Raw genomic sequence first — 16,262 nt, forward strand, 5'->3', positions numbered from 1 at the left:
GCCGATCGGGAACGGTCAGGCGGCGGGGGCCGTCTCGTACGTCATGAACGTCTGCGTGTCGGCGGCCTCGCTGCGGACCCGGCCGCCGGAGACGCGGCGCAGCCAGGTCGAGATGGCCCGGTCGAGCCGGTACGCCTCGATGTTGTGCCGGCAGATGTCCAGCGAGATGACACCCTCCTGCTCCTCGGCGTGCCGGTACATCGCCTCGATCAGCTTGATGAACACGCCGTGCTCGTGGCCGGGGACGGCGACGAAGCCGCAGTACCAGATCCGGCGGTCGGCGTAGTGCACCGGCCAGCGGCGGGCGAAGTACTCCGGCGAGATGAGCGGCCACGCGTTGAGCTGGTTGGTGTAGGTGGCCAGCCCCAGCAGCACGCCGTCGTCGGAGTAGGCGAGCCACTTCTCGATGCGGCGGTCGCCCATCACGTCGTCGAACTCGCTGCGGTACATGAGGTGGCGCTGCACGGTCAGCGCGTTGAGGTGGCGGAATGCGGTGTCGTACAGCTGCCAGGCCTGCTCGAGCTGTTCGTCGACGAGATCCGAAAGCACGTCGATCTTCATCTGACGCCTCCCCGGGTCACTTTCGGTAAGGACTGTTACACAGACCGTACGCAGCGATCGAGAAGCCGACAATCGGCAAAATCACCGCCATAAGGGAGGCCCGGACCGCGCGCGCAGTACTCCGAGTCCTGTACTCGCCGCAGGTCGCAGCCCATCGACGCATCCACCCGCGTGCACCGCCGCGCGGCACCACCGGCGACGCACCTGGCAACCTGCAACTGGCAAAATCGCTCTACCGATGACGGAGGAGGCCTGATGGCGATCAGCCCGTGCCCGGACTGCGGCGGCCGGCGGGTCGGCGCACCGACGTTCGCCGAGGTGACGCCCGGCCGGCGGGTAAGGCTCGGGACGTACAGCCTGCGGACGGGCGTGACCGCGCTGATCTGCCTCGAGTGCGGCCGGATCACCCATTACATCGCCGAGCTGGAGAAGCTCCGCGCCCAGGTCGAGCAGCACCCGGAGGGCTTCGACCACTGAGGTCCTGACTCACCCGCCGCCCGACCGCCGGGCCAGGCGTTCGCGCTGCGGCACGACCGTGTACTTCGGGTCGCGGGCCGAGGCGAGGCCCGCCTCGAAGATGCCGAAGCGGGTGCAGACCGAGCCCGCGACCAGTGCCGCGCCGGACAGGGCGGCGGCGGTGCGGCTGCGGCCGCCGAACAGGGCGCCGCCGAGCGCGCCGGCGACGGTGAGCGCCTTCGCCGCGCGCAGCAGGGTGCCGGCGCGGCCCTGCCGGTACGTCTCGGCCACGATGCCCATGCCGCGCTCGGCGGCGCCGGACGACACGGTCTCCACGACGGCGCCGAACAGCGCGGCGCGCCGGGCCGGGCCGGCCTCCGCGACCGGGGCGAGCAGCATGCCGAGCCCGCCGGCGGCGGCCGCGGCCGAGCCGATGAACGTGAACGGCAGCTGCCGGTGCGCCTCGTGCCACGCCGGCACCGCCGTGTCGGCCAGCAGCACGCCCGTGTACGCGGCGACGGCGGGGCCGGTGAGCGCGGCGCCGGCGGTGGCGGCCCGGCCGAGCCGCGGGAACCAGCCGGTGACCGCGGACGCCGCGGCGGCGCCGGCGAGCGGGCCGTACGTGGCGAGGATCCACGAGCCGACGCTCATCGGCGAGGTCGGCTTCACGGTGCGCAGCATGTTCGCGAACCGGGCCGGCCGGCCGAGGTCCTTGACGAGCGCGGCGGCGGACCCGCCGATCGCCGCCAGGGCCGCGACCTTGCCCACCTTGGCCAGGACGGGCCGGCCGGTGAGCTCGGCGCCGCCGGCGATGACCGAGGACGCGCCGGCGAGGCCGCCGAGGAAGAGGTACCCGGCGATGTTCAGCGGCTCCCAGCGGGGCGGGTTGATGACCGGTTCGCCGTAGTACGAGCGGAACGTCGGCCGGGGCACCATCGAGCGCTCCCCTGAGCGGCGGCCACGACCGCCACCGCGGCGCGGCGGGCCGGACGGGCTCAGGTCCGACACCGCCTCCCGGGCGGACCGCTCCCCCACGAGCCCGTCCCGGGTCATCTCCTCACCGCTCACCGCGATCTCCCCGGCTGGAAGGGCCGGCGGCCCAGGAAGCCGGCCGCGACCCCGGCGAGCAGCGTGAGGGCGGCCAGGCCGGCGGTGCGCCACATGGCCGGCAGGTCCCGGGTGGTGACCACCGGGTCCGGTGGCAGGCCGTAGGTCTCCGGCTCGTCGAGCAGCAGGAAGAACGCGCCGTCGCCGCCGACGCCGTCATCCGGGTCGGCGCCGTACAGGCGGGCCTCGCCGACGCCGGCACCGTGCAGCTGGGTGACCCGCCGGGCGGCCCGCTCCCGCAGCTCGTCGAGCGGGCCGAACTGGATGGACTCGGTCGGGCAGGCCTTCGCGCAGGCGGGCTCCTGGCCGTTGCCGAGCCGGTCGTAGCACATGGTGCACTTCCACGCCCGGCCGTCGCCCTCACGCTGGTCGATGACGCCGTACGGGCAGGCCGGCACGCAGTAGCCGCAGCCGTTGCACACGTCGGGCTGCACCACGACGGTGCCGAACTCGGTGCGCAACAGCGCGCCGGTCGGGCACACGTCCAGGCAGGCCGCGTTCGTGCAGTGCTTGCACACGTCGGAGGCCATCAGCCAGCGCACCCCGGCGTCCGTGCCGATGCCGGTGCCGGAGCCGGTGCTGACGGACTGCTCGATGAACGCGACGTGCCGCCACGTGTCGGCGCTGAGCCCGACGCTGTTGTCGAACGACATGCCGGTGAGCCGCTGCCCGTCCTCCGGCACCGCGTTCCACTCCTTGCACGCCACCTCGCACGCCTTGCAGCCGATACAGATCGACGTGTCGGTGAAGAACCCCATCCGCGGTGGATGGTCGGTGTAGCCGGTGTCGCCGGCCGCGTCCTGCGAGCCGATGAACGGCGCGCCGACCGGCAGCCGTGCCCCGGCGATCAGCTGTGGTGCCATGTCAGCGCTCCTGTCCGGGGTGCTCCTGCACGCCGGCCCGCCGCCGGTGCCTGCGCACGAACTCCGGCAGCGCCGGCCCCCGGGGCCGCCGGCCGGGCAGGATGTCCGCGGTCCACGCCTTGACCTCCTGGATGTGGGTGTTGGCGTCCAGCGCGAACGCCGACAGCTCGTTCGCGGAGTCGCCGGTGCTGTAGCCGTTGCGGCCCCAGTGGTACGGCATCCCGATCTGGTGCACGGTGCGGCCCTGCATGGTCAGCGGGGTCATCCGCTCGGTCACCAGGACCCTGGCCTCGATGGCGTTGCGGGCGGTGACGATCGTGGCCCAGCCCAGGTGCGTCAGGCCCCGCTCGGCGGCCAGCTCCGGCGACACCTCGCAGAAGAACTCCGGCTGCAGCTCCGCCAGGTACGGCACCCAGCGGCTCATCCCGCCCGCCGTGAAGTGCTCGGTCAGCCGGTACGTGGTGATGACGTACGGGTACCCGCCCCCGCCCGGCGGCGCGTACAGGTTGTCCGGGTGGGTGGTGTGCAGCTCACGGACCGGGTTCGCCCGGCGCTTCGGGTACAGCAGGTTCGGCAGCGGCGACTCCTGCGGCTCGTAGTGCGCCGGCAGCGGCCCGTCGACGAGCCCGGCCGGGGCGTACAGCCAGCCCTTGCCGTCGGACTGCATGATGAACGGGTCGATGCCGGAGATCGCCGCGACGCCGGTCGCGCCCTCGGGCGGGCGGTAGTGCGGGGAGCGGGTCGCCGGGAAGTCCACGACGTCGTGGCCGTCCCACCGCCCGGCCTCCTCGTCCCACCAGACGAGCGCCTTGCGTTCGCTCCACGGCCGGCCGTCCGGGTCCGCGGACGCCCGGCTGTAGATGGTGCGCCGGTTCGCCGGCCACGCCCAGCCCCACTCGGCGCCGGTCCAGTTCTGCTCCCGCCACGGCCTGCGCCGCGCCGCCTGGTTGACCCCGTCCCGGTACACGCCGCAGTAGATCCAGCAACCGCAGGCGGTCGAGCCGTCCTCGCGCAGGTCCTCGTACGACGACAGTGGCGTGCCGCCGGCATCCCAGCCGTTGATCTCGGCGAGGACCGCCTCCGCGGACGGCTCCGCCTGGGCGCCCTGCGTCGGGTAGTCCCAGGTGAGCTCGAGCAATGGTCGGTCACGCTCGTCGGTGGAGCCGGCCAGCTTCTCCCGCAGCAGCCGGCCGAGGTGGTAGTAGAACCACAGGTCGCTGCGGGCCTCACCGGACGGTTCGACGGCGGCGTGGTGCCACTGCAGCATCCGGTTGGTGTTGGTGAAACTGCCGGACTTCTCGGTGTGCGCGGCCGCGGGGAAGAAGAAGACCTCGGTGGCGATGTCCTCGGTGCGCAGCTCGCCGGTCTCGATCTCCGGGCCGTCCTTCCACCAGGTGGCGCTCTCGATGAGGTTGAAGTCGCGCACCACCAGCCACTCCAGGCTCGCCATGCCGAGCCGCTGCAGCTTGGCGTTGGCGGAGCCGACGGCCGGGTTCTCCCCGACGAGGAAGTAGCCCTTGCAGTCCCCGGCGCGCTGGGCGAGCACGGTGTCGTAGGTGCTGTGGCTGCCGCTGATGCGTGGCAGGTAGTCGAAGGCGTAGTCGTTGCCGGCGGTGGCGTTCGCGCCCCACCACGCCTTGAGCAGGCTCACCGTGTACGCGCGCATGTTCGACCAGTAGCCCTTGGACGCGGCGTCGGCGGCGATGAACGAGTCCAGGTCGCTGTGCACGTCGGTGTGCGGCATCGGGATGTACCCGGGCAGCAGGTCGAACAGGGTCGGGATGTCGCTGGAGCCCTGGATGCTGGCGTGCCCGCGCAGGGCGAGGATGCCGCCGCCGGGCCGGCCGATGTTGCCCAGCAGCAGCTGCAGGATGGCGGCGGTGCGGATGTACTGGGTGCCGACGGTGTGCTGGGTCCAGCCGACCGCGTAGCAGAACGCGGTGGTGCGCTCCCGGCCCGAGTTCGCCGCGATCAGCTCGCAGACCTCGAGGAACGCGTCCTGCGGCACGCCGCAGACCTGCTCGACCATCTCCGGGGTGTACCGGCTGAAGTGGCGCTTGAGGATCTGGAACACCGAGCGCGGGTGCCGCAGCGTCTCGTCGGTGGGTGGCTGCCCGTGCAGCGCCGGGCCGCCGAAGCCGTGGCTCTCCGGATGCGCGGAGCGGGCCACGTCCGGGTTGTCCTTGGCCACGTCGCCGGACGGGGTGCCGCGCTCGCCGGCGGCGGCGCCGACCCGCACGCCCTCGTACGTCCAGCTGCTCGGGTCGTAGTGCCGGGTCTGCGGGTTCAGGCCGGAGAAGACCCCGTCGAGGTCCTCGGTGTCCGCGAACTCCTCGCTGACCAGGGTGGCGGCGTTGGTGTAGTTGACGACGTACTCGCGGAAGTAGCGCTCGTGCTCGATGACGTACCGGATGATGCCGCCGAGGAACGCGATGTCGCTGCCGGCCCGGATCGGCAGGTAGACGTCGGCGAGCGCGCTGGTGCGGCTGAAGCGCGGGTCGACGTGCACGACCTTCGCGCCGCGCGCCTTCGCCTCCATCACCCACTGGAACCCGACCGGGTGCGCCTCGGCGAAGTTGGAGCCCTCGATGACGATGCAGTCGGCGTGCTGCAGGTCCTGCAGGTACGTGGTGCCGCCGCCGCGGCCGAACGACGTGCCGAGCCCGGCGACGGTGGAGCTGTGGCAGACCCGGGCCTGGTTCTCGATCTGCACCACGCCCAGGGCCGTGAACAGCTTCTTGATGAGGTAGTTCTCCTCGTTGTCCAGCGTCGCCCCGCCGAGGCTGGCGATGCCGAGGGTGCGCCGGGTGCGCTTGCCGTCCGACTCCCACTGCCACGTCTCGGCCCGGGTCCGCAGCACGCGGTCGGCCACCATCTCCAGGGCCGTGTCGAGGTCGAGGCGCTCCCAGTCGGTGCCGTGCGGGCGGCGGTACAGCACCTGGTGCAGCCGCCCGTCGCCGGTGGTCAGCTGCAGGCTGGCGGAGCCTTTCGGGCACAGCCGCCCCCGGCTGACCGGCGAGTCGGGGTCACCCTCGATCTGGACGACCTGCCGGTCCCGCACGTAGACGTTCTGGCCGCAGCCGACGGCGCAGAACGGGCAGACGGACTTGACCACCGCGTCGGCGGTGCCGGTCCGCGGCCGCAGCCCGTCGGTGTGCCGGGACCGCACCGCGGCGCCGCGGCCCAGCCGGTCGGGGCCGGTCAGCTGCCGGTACACGGGCCAGGACCCGATCCAGCGGCGAACACCCATGTGGCTATCTCCCGTCGGCGGGTGGCTGGCGCAGCTCGCCGGCCCGCCGGCGGATCCACGCGTGGACCGTCGGGTCCGCGGTGGGGTTCGCCGCCGGCGGGTTGGTCAGCTGCTGGGAGCTGGTGAGCAGGATGCCGGGGCGGTCGGCGTCGACGTCGGCGGCGGTGCCGCTGCCGTCGGCGGGCCGGCCGGTGGCCGTCAGGTACGCCTGCCCGGCCGGGACGCCCAGCTCGGCGCCGGCCCGCGGGTAGTCGTAGCCGCGCGCGAGCAACGCGAGCACCTGCTGCCGGGTCGCCATCGCACTCCTGTCCCTCGATGCAAACGCCATCGCTACCCAGCCGCCAGGGGTTCAACCAATTCCCCGGCGGTGCATGGCCTCACCCGCGGTGGGTAGTCCCGGTGCATGACCGACGACACCACCGGCACGGACGCCGGCGACGACCGGCTCGAGGCGTTCTCCGAGGACGCGTCACCCGACGCCGACTTCGCCGACGAGCACAGCGACACGACCTTCGCCGACCAGGTGCCCGGCGGCCAGGAGGGCGCCGAGGAACCGGAGAGCCCCGACGGCCGGGCCGGCATGGACTGACCCCCCGGCCGGCGGTGCTGTTTGCCGGGGTACCGCCCGGGTAGCCGGTGCACATCGACGACAGCAGGAGGCACCCCATGCCCGAGCAGGACGAGGACCAGCAGACCGCGTACGGCGCCGACCAGGACCGCGAGGGCACCGCCACCGGCGGCTACGACGGCGACGCCGGCGCCGACCGCAACCCGGACGACTTCGGCCCCGAGGCCGTCAGCGGCACCGACGTCAACCCCGACACCGGCCTCGAGCGCGGCGCCGTCGACAACTCGCCGCGCCGGTGACCGTCACCGGCAGCTACGGGTTCACGGCGCCGCCCGAGGTCGTCTTCGGCTCCCTCACCGACCCGGACCGGGTGGCCCGCTGGCTGCCGTCCGGGGTGACCGCCGACCGCGCCGGGCCCGACCGGTACCGCGTCCGCGCCGGCGGCACCGTCGTGGTCTGCGAGGTCGCGACGGTGCCGGACGACCTGCGGCTGGAGTGGCGGCTCGCCGACCGGCCCGGCGTGCACGGCACCGTCCGCGCCGAGGACGGCCCGTCCGGCGGCGCCCAGGTGCACGTCACGGTCGACACGCCGGACGCCGGGCCGGACCGGGTGCGGGCCCTCGTCGGCGACGCGATGCGGCGCCTGCAGCTCGACGTCGACGACAACTTCAACGCCGGCTGAACCACCCCGGCCGCTTGACCGGCGTCGCTAACCTCCCGTGGCAGTGGCCGCCCCCGCGGCCGGGACACGGGAGGAACGTACATGCGTCGAGTGGCGGCGGCCGTGGTGGCGGCGACGACGCTGACGTCGGCCGGGTGCACGCTGAGCACGGCCCCGCACCCCACCACCGGCGTCGAGGGGGTCATGAAGGCCTTCCAGGCGTGGACCAGGGCACTGGCCGGCGGCAAGGGCGGGCGCGCCTGCGCGATGATGATCGACACCGCCGCCCGCGACTTCACCGCCCTGCTGGGCGCCGCCTCCTGCCCTGAGGCCGTCACGGCGCTGCACGGGCAGCTCACCGCCGACCAGCGCAAGGCGCTCGCCACGGCGGAGATCGACCGGGCGAAGGTGGACTTCGACTCCGACGACGCGGCCCAGTTCTGGTACAGCGACGTGCGGACCGGCAAGGGGCCGTTCGTGCTGCTGCCCGGGCGGGACTGGAACGTGACCGTCTTCTGCTGGTGCGACGACACCTGGAAGGTGCAGTACCCGGCCGAGCACCGGCAGCGCCCCACCGTCAGCCCGTGAGCCGCACCGCCCGGCGGGTCAGGCGCATCCGCTGAGGCCGCCGAGCACGCCGTTGCGGAAGGCGCCGATGCGGTCGAAGGCGCTGGCCTCGCCGCTGCCGCCGGCACGGCCGAAGACCAGCAGCGCGGCGACGGCCTCGTCCAGGTCGCCCGGCGACAGCCGCAGCCCGTCCCCGGCGCCGCGGTGCAGCAGGTCGTTGCCCCACGAACCGGCGAGGCAGTCGACGGTCAGCTGACCCGCGCGGCCGTCGGCGGACTGGCCGCGGCGCGCCTGGGCGGCCCTGGCGAACAGGTCGCCCAGCAGCATGCCGACGGCGTTGTCGCCGATGTGCTGGTACAGCTGCGGACCGAGCTGCCGGTTGTCGAAGGCGACGAAGTCGCCGCTGGGGCAGTAGAAGGCGGCGCCGGTGGCCTCGGTGCCCGGCGGCTGCCGGTCCGCGCAGTCCGGCGCGTCGGCCGGGTCGTAGGGCACGACCTTCAACGGTTTCCACGCCGCGCCGCCGGCCAGCCGCGGGTACGCGCGCTGCCAGTACTCCTGCGCGTCGCCGGCGAGCTCGGTCACGGCCTGCCCGTACGGCAGGTCACCGCCGCTGGCCGCCTCGTCGGCGGAGCTGAACGGGATCTCGGTGACGGGCAGGTTGTCGGCGCGGTACGACGCGCACCGGGCCGGCTCCTGCTCGACGCCCTCCTGCAGCGCGCGGACCCGGTCGAAGGCGTTGCCGTGCGCCTGCGGGGCCTGCGCCGACACGCCGGGCTGGTCACGCAGCGACAGCAGGCCGGCGACGGTGCTGTCCAGCTGCTCGGCGCGGACCCCGGCGAAGGCCTTGGAATGCCCGGCGGTGACGTCGGCGATCCAGCTGCCGGCGAAGCAGTCGGCCTGCTGCTCCAGCACGATCGTCGGCTGCTCGGCCTGGCCGAGGCGCAGCTGGATCGCGTGGCCGTACTCGTGCGCGACCACCACCGCGACCAGCAGCGGCCCGTAGTCGGCGCCGAGCTGCGGGATCAGCGTCTGCGCGTCCCAGGCGATGAAGTCGCCCGCCGAACAGTAGAAGGCATTGGGCTGGTACTGCCACCGCTCCGGCCCGCACCGCGGTGGCGGGTCCTGCTCGGTGTACGGGTGGTAGCCGCCGGACACCGGCTCGAACGGCTTGCCGCCGGACAGTGCGGGGTAGGCGCCGCTCCAGTAGCGCTCGACGTCGGTGATGGCGTCGCGGACGACCCTGTTCGCCTCGTCTGCCGAGAGCGCCTCACCCCCGCCGATGGCGGCGCCACGCCCGTTCACCTTGGGGCCGGCGCCGACCGCGCAGCCGGCGCCCACGACGAGGGCCAGGGCGGCGGTCACGATCCAGCCGAGCCGTGCGTTGGCGTGCATCCGTCCACAACCCCTCAGCAGTGTGCCTTCACAGGGTTCGATATCCCGGGCGCCCACCGGCAAAACCTTTCGGGTCCGTACGCATCCTCCCACATCGACATGGCTTTCGGTAACCTGCCGGTCACCAGACGTGGGCATGGGAGGTTGGGGTGACCGACGGCCACCGTGACGGCGCCGGCGTGCCGGACCCGGCGCGCATCGTCGACCGTGCCCAGTTCGCCGGCGCGCTCACCGCGCAGCGCGAGCGGGCCGGGCTGACCGTGCGCCAGGTCGCGGCGCAGGCCGGGGCGCGGCACTCGGTGAGCACCGTCGGCGACTGGTTCTCCGGCCGGGGGCTGCCGTCGCTGTCCTCGCAGCCGCTGCTGGTGCGCGTCCTGGAGGTCTGCGCCGTGCCGTCGGACGCGGTCGAGGCGTGGCTGGCGGCCTGGCGGCGGGTGCGGCGGCGGCCGGCGGCCGCGGAGCCCGGCGAGGAACCGTACCGGGGGCTGGCCAGCTTCGAGCCGGGTGACGCGCGGTGGTTCTTCGGCCGGGACCGGCTGACCGCGCGGCTGCGCCGGGAGGTCGAGTCGCTGCGGGCCGGCGGCGGCGGGCTGCTGCTGCTCGTCGGCGCGTCCGGCTCCGGCAAGTCCTCGCTGCTGCGCGCCGGCCTCGTGGCGAGCCTGCGGTCCCGGCCCGCCGGCCCGGACCCCGCCGATCCCGCGGCCCCGGACGGCGGGTCCGCAACCGGCGGTCCCGCCCCCGGCGGCGATGCGGCGGCCGGCGCGGCGCCGTCCTGGGTCGTCGAGGTCATGACGCCCGGCGCCGATCCCCTCGCGGAGCTGGCGCGGAGGGCCGCCACCGTGGCCGCGGCGCCGGGCCCCGCGCTGCTCGTCGTGGACCAGGCCGAGGAGCTGTTCACCCTCGCCGCCGACCACGCCGCCGCCGTCGTCGGCGAGCTGGCGCGGCTGTGCGCGGCGCCGACCGGTGCCGTCGTGGTGGTCGCGCTGCGCGCCGACTTCTACGCCCAGGCGCTGCGCCACCCCCTGCTGCTGCGGGCCGCGCAGCGGTGCCAGTTCACGGTCGGGCCGATGACCCGCGACGAGCTGCGCTCCGTGATCGTCGGCCCCGCCGACCGCGCCGGGACCGAGGTCGAGCCGGGCCTGGTCGAGCTGCTGCTGGCCGACGTCGCCGGGCTCGGCGACGGCGACGACCCGGCCGAGACCGCCGCGCTGCCGCTGCTGTCCCACGCCCTGTCCGCGATGTGGCGGCACGACGAGGGCCGGCGCATGACGCACGCGGCGTACCGGCAGGTCGGCGGCGTGCGCGGGGCCGTCGCGGCCACCGCGAGCGCCGTCTACGACGGGCTGGGGCCGGCCCAGCAGGAGGTGGCCCGCCGGCTGCTGACCGGGCTCGTGCACCTCGGCGAGGACACCGTGGACACCCGCCGCGTCGTGCCGACCGCCGCGCTGCTCGCCGAGTGCGCCACCGACGCCGACGCCGCCGAGGCGGTCCTGGAACGGTTCGTGCAGCACCGTCTGGTCACCGCCGAGGCCGACACCGTCCAGCTCAGCCACGAGGCGCTGCTGTCGGCGTGGCCCCGGCTGCGCGGCTGGCTGCGCGCCGACCGGGCCGGGCTGCTGATCCGCCAGCAGCTGACCACGGCCGCCGCCGCCTGGCAGGCCGACGGGCACGACCCGAACGCGCTGTACCGCGGCACCCGCCTCGCCGCGGCGCAGGGCTGGGCCGCGGAGCACCCGGCGCTGCTGTCACCGCCGCTGCGGGAGTTCCTGCGGGTCAGCACCCGGCACGCGCGGCGGCGCACCCGCCGGCTGCAGCAGACGCTCGCCGCGCTCAGCGCCCTGACCGTGGTCATGCTGCTGCTGGCCGGCTACGCGTTCCAGCAGCGCGCCGCCGCCGACACCCAGCGGCAGGCGGCGGTCGCCCAGCGCAACGCGGCGCTGTCCCGCATGATCGCCGGCCGGGCCGACTGGCTGCGCGGCCGGGACACGACGCTGTCCCGGCAGCTGGCGCTGGCCGCGTACCGGGTCGCACCCACGGTCGAGGCCCGTTCCAGCCTGCTGGACGCGGCGGCCACGCTGAGCGCGACCCGGCTGCCGGCGTTCAGCCGGCCGGCCCAGGCGGTCGTGGTGCTGCCCGGCCGGCAGCTGCTCGCCGCGGCCGGCACCGACCACACGGTGCGCCTGTGGTCGACCGCCACGGCGACCCCGAGCGCGACCGCGACCCTGACCGGGCCGGCCGACGCCCTGTACGCGCTCGCCGCCAGCCCCGACGGGCGCCTCCTCGCCGCCGCCGGGGCGGACGACCAGGTGTTCCTGTGGCGGCTGGACGACCCGGCCCGGCCGGAGCCGCTGCCGCCCGTGCCGGGCCCGGCGGGCACCGTGTACGCCCTCGCGTTCAGCCCCGACGGGCACACCCTGGTCGCCGGCAGCGCCGAACACGTCGTGCACCGCTGGCGGGTCACCGGCGGCACCGCCGCGCCGCTGCCACCCCTGGCCGGGGCGGACGGCGTGCAGGCACTCGCCTTCGGCCCGGACGGACGGGTCCTGGCCGCCGGCGGCGCCGACCGGCTCGTGCACCTGTGGGACCTGGCCGCCGCGCCGGGATCGGAGCACGTCGCGGCGCTGCCCGGGCACACCGGCAAGGTGCTCGGCGTGGCGTTCAGCGCCGACGGGCGGCTGCTGGCCAGCGGCAGCAGCGACCAGACCGTCCGGCTGTGGGACGTCACCGACCCGCGCCGGGCCACGCCGCGCGGCGTGCCGCTGACCGGCCCCACCAGCTGGGTGAACGCGGTGACGTTCAGCCCGGACGCGGCCGTGCTCGTGGCCGGCTCGTCGGACAGGACGGTGCTGCTGTACGACGTCGGCAGCGGCCGCGTCCTGCAGACCCTGCCGCACCCCGCGCCGGTCACCGCCGTCGCGCTCACGCCCGACGGGCACACCCTCGTCAGCAGCAGCACCGACGGGTATGTCCGCGTCTGGCCGCTGCCGGGCCCGCTGCTGACCGGCCCGACCGGTGGGGTGTTCGCCACCGCGTTCAGCCCCGACGGGGCGACGATCGCCGTGGCCAGCAGGGACGAGACGATCCGGCTGTGGCACCCGCACGGGCCGCCGGGCCCGATGCTGCGCCGCCCCGAGGGTGGGTACGCCGGCACCGCCGCGTTCAGCCCGGACGGGCGGTTGCTCGCCGCCGGTACCAGAGCCGGTGACGTCGACCTCTGGGACGTCCACGAACCCGACCGGCCGGTCCGGCTGGCCCCGGCGCTGAGCGGCGCGCAGGCCCTGGTCGAGGCGGTCGCCTTCGCCGCCGACGGTGCCCTGCTGGCGGTCGGCGGCGACGACGGCAACCTGTACCTGTGGGACGTCGCCACCCCGCGGCGACCCGCCCTGCTGGCCACCGTGCCCGGCACCGGCGCGATCATCCTGTCGCTGACGTTCCACCCGCACGCGCCGGTCCTCGCCGCCACCGACACCGACGGCTCGGTGCGCCTGATCGACGTGCGCGACCCGGCCCGGCCGGCGCCGCTGAGCACCGTCGGCGGGTTCGCCGGCTACGCCTACAGCGCCGCGTTCAGCCCCGACGGGCGGCTGCTCGCCGTGGGCGGCGGGGACAAGACCGTGCAGCTGTGGACGGTCGCCGATCCCGCGCATCCGGTACGGTTCCCCGCCCCGCTGCTCGGCCCGACCAGCTACGTGTACTGGGTGACGTTCGACCCCACCGGCGGCACCCTCGCCACGGCGTCGACGGACGGCACCGTCTGGCTGTGGGACGTCACCACCCCCGCCCGCGCCACGGTCGTCGCCACCCTCGGCCGCGCCGACCCGGCCTACTACACGGCCGTCTTCAGCCCCGACGGCGCGGTCCTGGCCGCCGGCAGCGACGACGGCACCACCCGCCTCTGGGGCACCGACCCAGCCCGCGCCGCGGCCGAGGTCTGCCGCACCGCCGGCGTGGGCATCAGCCGCGCCGAGTGGGACCAGTACGTCCCGGGCGCGCCGTACAGCCCGCCCTGCTGAGCCGCGGGCTCGTTCCCGGGAAGGCCGTCCGGAGTTGTCCGGACCGGGTCGTGCGCTCTTCCGCCGGGCGGCCTTCACCGGGTTCGCTCGACGTACGGCACCCGGCCGCCCGTCGTGACCCGACCGCGGCCCCGGTCCACGCCGTTCCGCCACCGAACAGGGGGTCGCACATGGCACACCGCGTATGCCGCTCGTCGGTGGCGGCACGAGCGGCTGGGCGGGCCGCAGCGGCTCCGGCCACCCGCAGAACTTCTCCCGGCTCACCGTCGTTGCACCGGGTGAGCGAAGCGACCACGCGCCGGGTCTGCTCCTGGCCGGCCCGCCGGGGGTGACCGCGAAAGCTTTGCTCGTAGGAGGGGGAGGACGGCGCCGCGCCGATCATGGCCGCGGCGCCGTCTTCGTGGTGCCGGTGCACGGTCGGGGCGGCGCGCGGTCGGGGCGGCGCGACGGACAGCCGGGCCGGCGGCCGGGTCCAGCGGCTCAGACGGAGCTGGTCAGGTGCCGCTGGGCGGCGAGCAGGCGGGTCATGCCCTCGGCCGGCATGGGGCGGGCCAGGTGGTAGCCCTGGCCGACGGAGTAGCCGAGCTCGACCAGGCGGTCGGCCTGCGCCTGGTTCTCGATGCCCTCGGCGATGGTGTCCAGGCCGAGGGCGAGCGCGAGCTGGACGACCGCCCGGGCGACCGCCTGGCCGGCGTCGGCCTCGGGCAGGCCCGGCGGGTCGAGCTCGATGCCGTCGACGAACGATTTGTCCAGTTTGATGATGGCCGCCGGGAAGGAGCGCAGCAGGCTCAGGGACGACTCGCCGGTACCGAAGTCGTCCAGGGCGAGCCGCACGCCGAGCTCGTGCAGCTGGTACAGGGCGCGCGACACCTGCTGGCCGCGCAGCACCGCCGACTCGGTCAGCTCCAGCACCAGCCGGTCGGCGGGCAGGCCGGAGTCGGCGAGGGCGGCCCGGACGTCGGCGACGAAGTCGGGGTCGTGCAGCTGGCGGACGGAGACGTTGGGGCCGACCTTCTGCAGGGCGTCGGGGCCGAACTCGGCGAGCCACCGCGCCATCTGCCGGCACGCCTCGCGCAGCACCCAGCGGCCCAGCGGCACGATGAGGCCGGTGCTCTCCGCGGCGGGGATGAACTCGGCGGGCGGGATCATGCCGCGGGTCGGGTGCTCCCAGCGGGCGAGGGCCTCGACGCCGACGATGCGGCCGGTGCGCAGGGCCACGATCGGCTGGTAGTGCACGGTGAACTCGCCGGCGTCCAGGGCGCGGCGCAGCTCACCGCCGAGCTGGGCGTGGCTGGCGACGGGGCGGGCCATGCCGTCGTGGTAGCGGACCCAGTTGGCCTTGCCGCGTTGCTTGGCGGCGTACATGGCGACGTCGGCGTCGCGCAGCAGCCGGTCCAGCGGGGTGCCGGCGGGGGCGGTCGCGATGCCGATGCTGGCGTGCGCGAGCAGCCGGTGCTCGCTGAGCGGGCCGGCGAACGCGTCCAGGATGCGCTGCGCGACGGTCTCGCCGAGCGTGGTCGCGCCGGTCACCAGCACGGCGAACTCGTCGCCGCCGAGGCGGACCGGCAGGCCGTCGGCGCCGCTCTGCGCGCGCAGCACGTCGGCGACGGCGATGAGCAGGTGGTCGCCGACCTCGTGGCCGAGCGAGTCGTTGATCGTCTTGAAGTCGTCGAGGTCGACCAGCAGGACCGTGGCGTCGCCGTCGGCCAGCCGCGCGGCGAGCCGCTGGCGGAACAGCGCGCGGTTCGCCAGGCCGGTCAGGCCGTCGTGGGTGGCGTCGTGCTCCAGCCGCCGCTGGGTGAGCCGCTTCTCGGCCAGCAGCCGGGCGTTCTCCCGGAAGGCGACGAACTGCCGCACCGTCACCAGGCCGGTCACCAGGACCGACGCCACGATCACGAGCTGGTCGGCGGGGGTGAGCACGCCCGGGATGACCGCGATGAGCGGCACGTCGACGGCGGCGACGGCGAGGTACGGCAGCCACGTACCGGCCCGCGCGGGACGGACGGCGGCGGGCCGCCACTGCCGGCGCACGGCCAGCGCCCCGAGCGCCGGGGCGACCGGCATGACCACGGCCTGCGCCGGCACGGTGCCCGGGTCGCCGCCGAGGACCAGCAGCAGCGCGACCGCGGCGCCGACGAGGCCGCTGAAGCCGATCAGCCGCAGCGCGGACCGGTCGATCGGGCCGCCCCGGATGTAGGTGACCTTCGTGATGCCGCCGACGGCGAGCGCGAACGACATGCCGAGCAGCACGACCGTCTGGGTGCTCCACAGGTCGGAGGCCGCGATCATCGGGGCGAGGCCGAAGTGGAACAGGATCGTGCCGCACCCGAGGAACGCGATCGCCCGGTCCAGCCACTGCCGCCAGCGCTCCCCCACGCCGGCGATGCCGAGCGGCGCCCGCGCCATCGCCCACATCGCGGCGAGAAACCCGACGCCGGCTGTCACCGCGACCGCCATGGGCATCGGCGGCACCACCGACGTGTCCCGGAAGCCCTGCACGGCCAGCCCGGCGTAGCCGCCGCCGACGCAGCCGTACGTGACCAGCATGAGCCGCCAGAACCGCCGGGCCGGGCCGGTGAGCGGGGCGCGCCGCAGCAGGTCGAGCACGGCCGCGGCGGCGACCGCGCAGCCGAGCGGGAACGCCAGGTACGCCACCGCGAACGGCCCGACGCCGGTGGCCAGCCACCCGGCGTACCACAGCCCACCAGCGACCGGGATGCCGAAGGTGGCCACGACGTGGCGCAGCGGGGCGCGGTGGTCGACGGTCACGACGTCCACCATCGGCCGCGGCCCCGGCGCCATGAACCGATGCCCTCGCCGCGAC

13 protein-coding genes are annotated in these 16,262 nt (G+C 75.1%); 6 read left to right on the forward strand and 7 right to left on the reverse strand.

Annotated features, from left to right (window positions below; genetic code table 11):
• Positions 1 to 15: 15 nt before the first annotated feature.
• Complete coding sequence (locus OP18_RS40050; protein ID WP_033364400.1) at positions 16 to 561, reverse strand: hypothetical protein; 546 nt, start codon at positions 559 to 561, stop codon at positions 16 to 18.
• A 255-nt stretch (positions 562 to 816) separates the two neighbouring features.
• Between OP18_RS40050 and OP18_RS40055 the strand changes: the two genes are divergently transcribed.
• Positions 817 to 1,038, forward strand: a complete 222-nt coding sequence (locus OP18_RS40055; RefSeq protein WP_033364401.1) for a hypothetical protein — start codon at positions 817 to 819, stop codon at positions 1,036 to 1,038.
• A gap of 9 nt (positions 1,039 to 1,047) precedes the next feature.
• Here OP18_RS40055 and nrfD read toward each other — a convergent pair whose 3' ends face one another.
• Genes nrfD through OP18_RS40075 form a run of 4 tightly spaced genes read right to left on the reverse strand, consistent with a single transcriptional unit; the run spans position 1,048 to position 6,535 of the window.
• Positions 1,048 to 2,085, reverse strand: coding sequence for an NrfD/PsrC family molybdoenzyme membrane anchor subunit (nrfD, locus tag OP18_RS40060; protein WP_033364402.1), 1,038 nt, complete (start codon positions 2,083 to 2,085; stop codon positions 1,048 to 1,050).
• Positions 2,082 to 2,987: a 4Fe-4S dicluster domain-containing protein gene (locus OP18_RS40065; protein ID WP_081971517.1), complete on the reverse strand. Its 906-nt coding sequence runs from the start codon at positions 2,985 to 2,987 to the stop codon at positions 2,082 to 2,084. Before OP18_RS40065 ends, nrfD begins: the two co-directional genes overlap by 4 nt.
• 1 nt (position 2,988) lies before the next feature.
• Positions 2,989 to 6,237, reverse strand: a complete 3,249-nt coding sequence (fdh, locus tag OP18_RS40070; RefSeq protein WP_033364403.1) for a formate dehydrogenase — start codon at positions 6,235 to 6,237, stop codon at positions 2,989 to 2,991.
• A 4-nt stretch (positions 6,238 to 6,241) separates the two neighbouring features.
• A complete protein-coding gene (locus OP18_RS40075; RefSeq protein ID WP_052388034.1) occupies positions 6,242 to 6,535 on the reverse strand; it encodes a hypothetical protein in 294 nt (97 codons plus the stop codon).
• 105 nt (positions 6,536 to 6,640) lie between these two features.
• Between OP18_RS40075 and OP18_RS40080 the strand changes: the two genes are divergently transcribed.
• The 4 genes from OP18_RS40080 to OP18_RS40095 all read left to right on the forward strand — a co-directional run bounded on the left by OP18_RS40080 (position 6,641) and on the right by OP18_RS40095 (position 8,054).
• Positions 6,641 to 6,826 (forward strand): hypothetical protein, encoded by a 186-nt coding sequence (locus OP18_RS40080; protein WP_033364404.1) that lies wholly within the window; start codon positions 6,641 to 6,643, stop codon positions 6,824 to 6,826.
• Between the two features lie 77 nt (positions 6,827 to 6,903).
• On the forward strand, positions 6,904 to 7,104 hold the full coding sequence (locus OP18_RS40085) for a hypothetical protein (protein ID WP_033364405.1): 201 nt from the start codon (positions 6,904 to 6,906) through the stop codon (positions 7,102 to 7,104).
• Positions 7,101 to 7,487: an SRPBCC family protein gene (locus OP18_RS53725; RefSeq protein ID WP_052388035.1), complete on the forward strand. Its 387-nt coding sequence runs from the start codon at positions 7,101 to 7,103 to the stop codon at positions 7,485 to 7,487. Before OP18_RS40085 ends, OP18_RS53725 begins: the two co-directional genes overlap by 4 nt.
• Positions 7,488 to 7,568: 81 nt before the next feature.
• A complete protein-coding gene (locus OP18_RS40095) occupies positions 7,569 to 8,054 on the forward strand; it encodes a hypothetical protein (protein WP_156090121.1) in 486 nt (161 codons plus the stop codon).
• Between the two features lie 18 nt (positions 8,055 to 8,072).
• Here OP18_RS40095 and OP18_RS40100 read toward each other — a convergent pair whose 3' ends face one another.
• A complete protein-coding gene (locus OP18_RS40100; protein ID WP_052388036.1) occupies positions 8,073 to 9,425 on the reverse strand; it encodes a neutral zinc metallopeptidase in 1,353 nt (450 codons plus the stop codon).
• A 149-nt stretch (positions 9,426 to 9,574) separates the two neighbouring features.
• Between OP18_RS40100 and OP18_RS40105 the strand changes: the two genes are divergently transcribed.
• A complete protein-coding gene (locus tag OP18_RS40105) occupies positions 9,575 to 13,438 on the forward strand; it encodes an nSTAND1 domain-containing NTPase (protein WP_052388037.1) in 3,864 nt (1,287 codons plus the stop codon).
• Positions 13,439 to 13,918: 480 nt separating this feature from the next.
• On the opposite strand, the gene OP18_RS40110 is transcribed toward OP18_RS40105, so the two are convergent.
• Positions 13,919 to 16,207 (reverse strand): putative bifunctional diguanylate cyclase/phosphodiesterase, encoded by a 2,289-nt coding sequence (locus OP18_RS40110; protein WP_245635692.1) that lies wholly within the window; start codon positions 16,205 to 16,207, stop codon positions 13,919 to 13,921.
• Between the last annotated feature and the right edge of the window lie 55 nt (positions 16,208 to 16,262).

Origin of the sequence: Dactylosporangium aurantiacum (assembly GCF_000716715.1) — a bacterium.
GTDB classification, from domain to species: domain Bacteria; phylum Actinomycetota; class Actinomycetes; order Mycobacteriales; family Micromonosporaceae; genus Dactylosporangium; species Dactylosporangium aurantiacum.

Excerpts from the sequence above, each read along its gene's own strand:
- fdh (WP_033364403.1), bottom strand. The coding sequence starts at position 6,237 with ATGGGTGTTCGCCGCTGGATCGGGTCCTGGCCCGTGTACCGGCAGCTG.
- OP18_RS40075 (WP_052388034.1), bottom strand. The coding sequence starts at position 6,535 with ATGGCGACCCGGCAGCAGGTGCTCGCGTTGCTCGCGCGCGGCTACGAC.
- OP18_RS40065 (WP_081971517.1), bottom strand. The coding sequence starts at position 2,987 with ATGGCACCACAGCTGATCGCCGGGGCACGGCTGCCGGTCGGCGCGCCG.
- OP18_RS40085 (WP_033364405.1), top strand. The coding sequence starts at position 6,904 with ATGCCCGAGCAGGACGAGGACCAGCAGACCGCGTACGGCGCCGACCAG.
- OP18_RS40050 (WP_033364400.1), bottom strand. The coding sequence starts at position 561 with ATGAAGATCGACGTGCTTTCGGATCTCGTCGACGAACAGCTCGAGCAG.
- OP18_RS40080 (WP_033364404.1), top strand. The coding sequence starts at position 6,641 with ATGACCGACGACACCACCGGCACGGACGCCGGCGACGACCGGCTCGAG.
- OP18_RS40100 (WP_052388036.1), bottom strand. The coding sequence starts at position 9,425 with ATGCACGCCAACGCACGGCTCGGCTGGATCGTGACCGCCGCCCTGGCC.
- OP18_RS40055 (WP_033364401.1), top strand. The coding sequence starts at position 817 with ATGGCGATCAGCCCGTGCCCGGACTGCGGCGGCCGGCGGGTCGGCGCA.
- OP18_RS40095 (WP_156090121.1), top strand. The coding sequence starts at position 7,569 with ATGCGTCGAGTGGCGGCGGCCGTGGTGGCGGCGACGACGCTGACGTCG.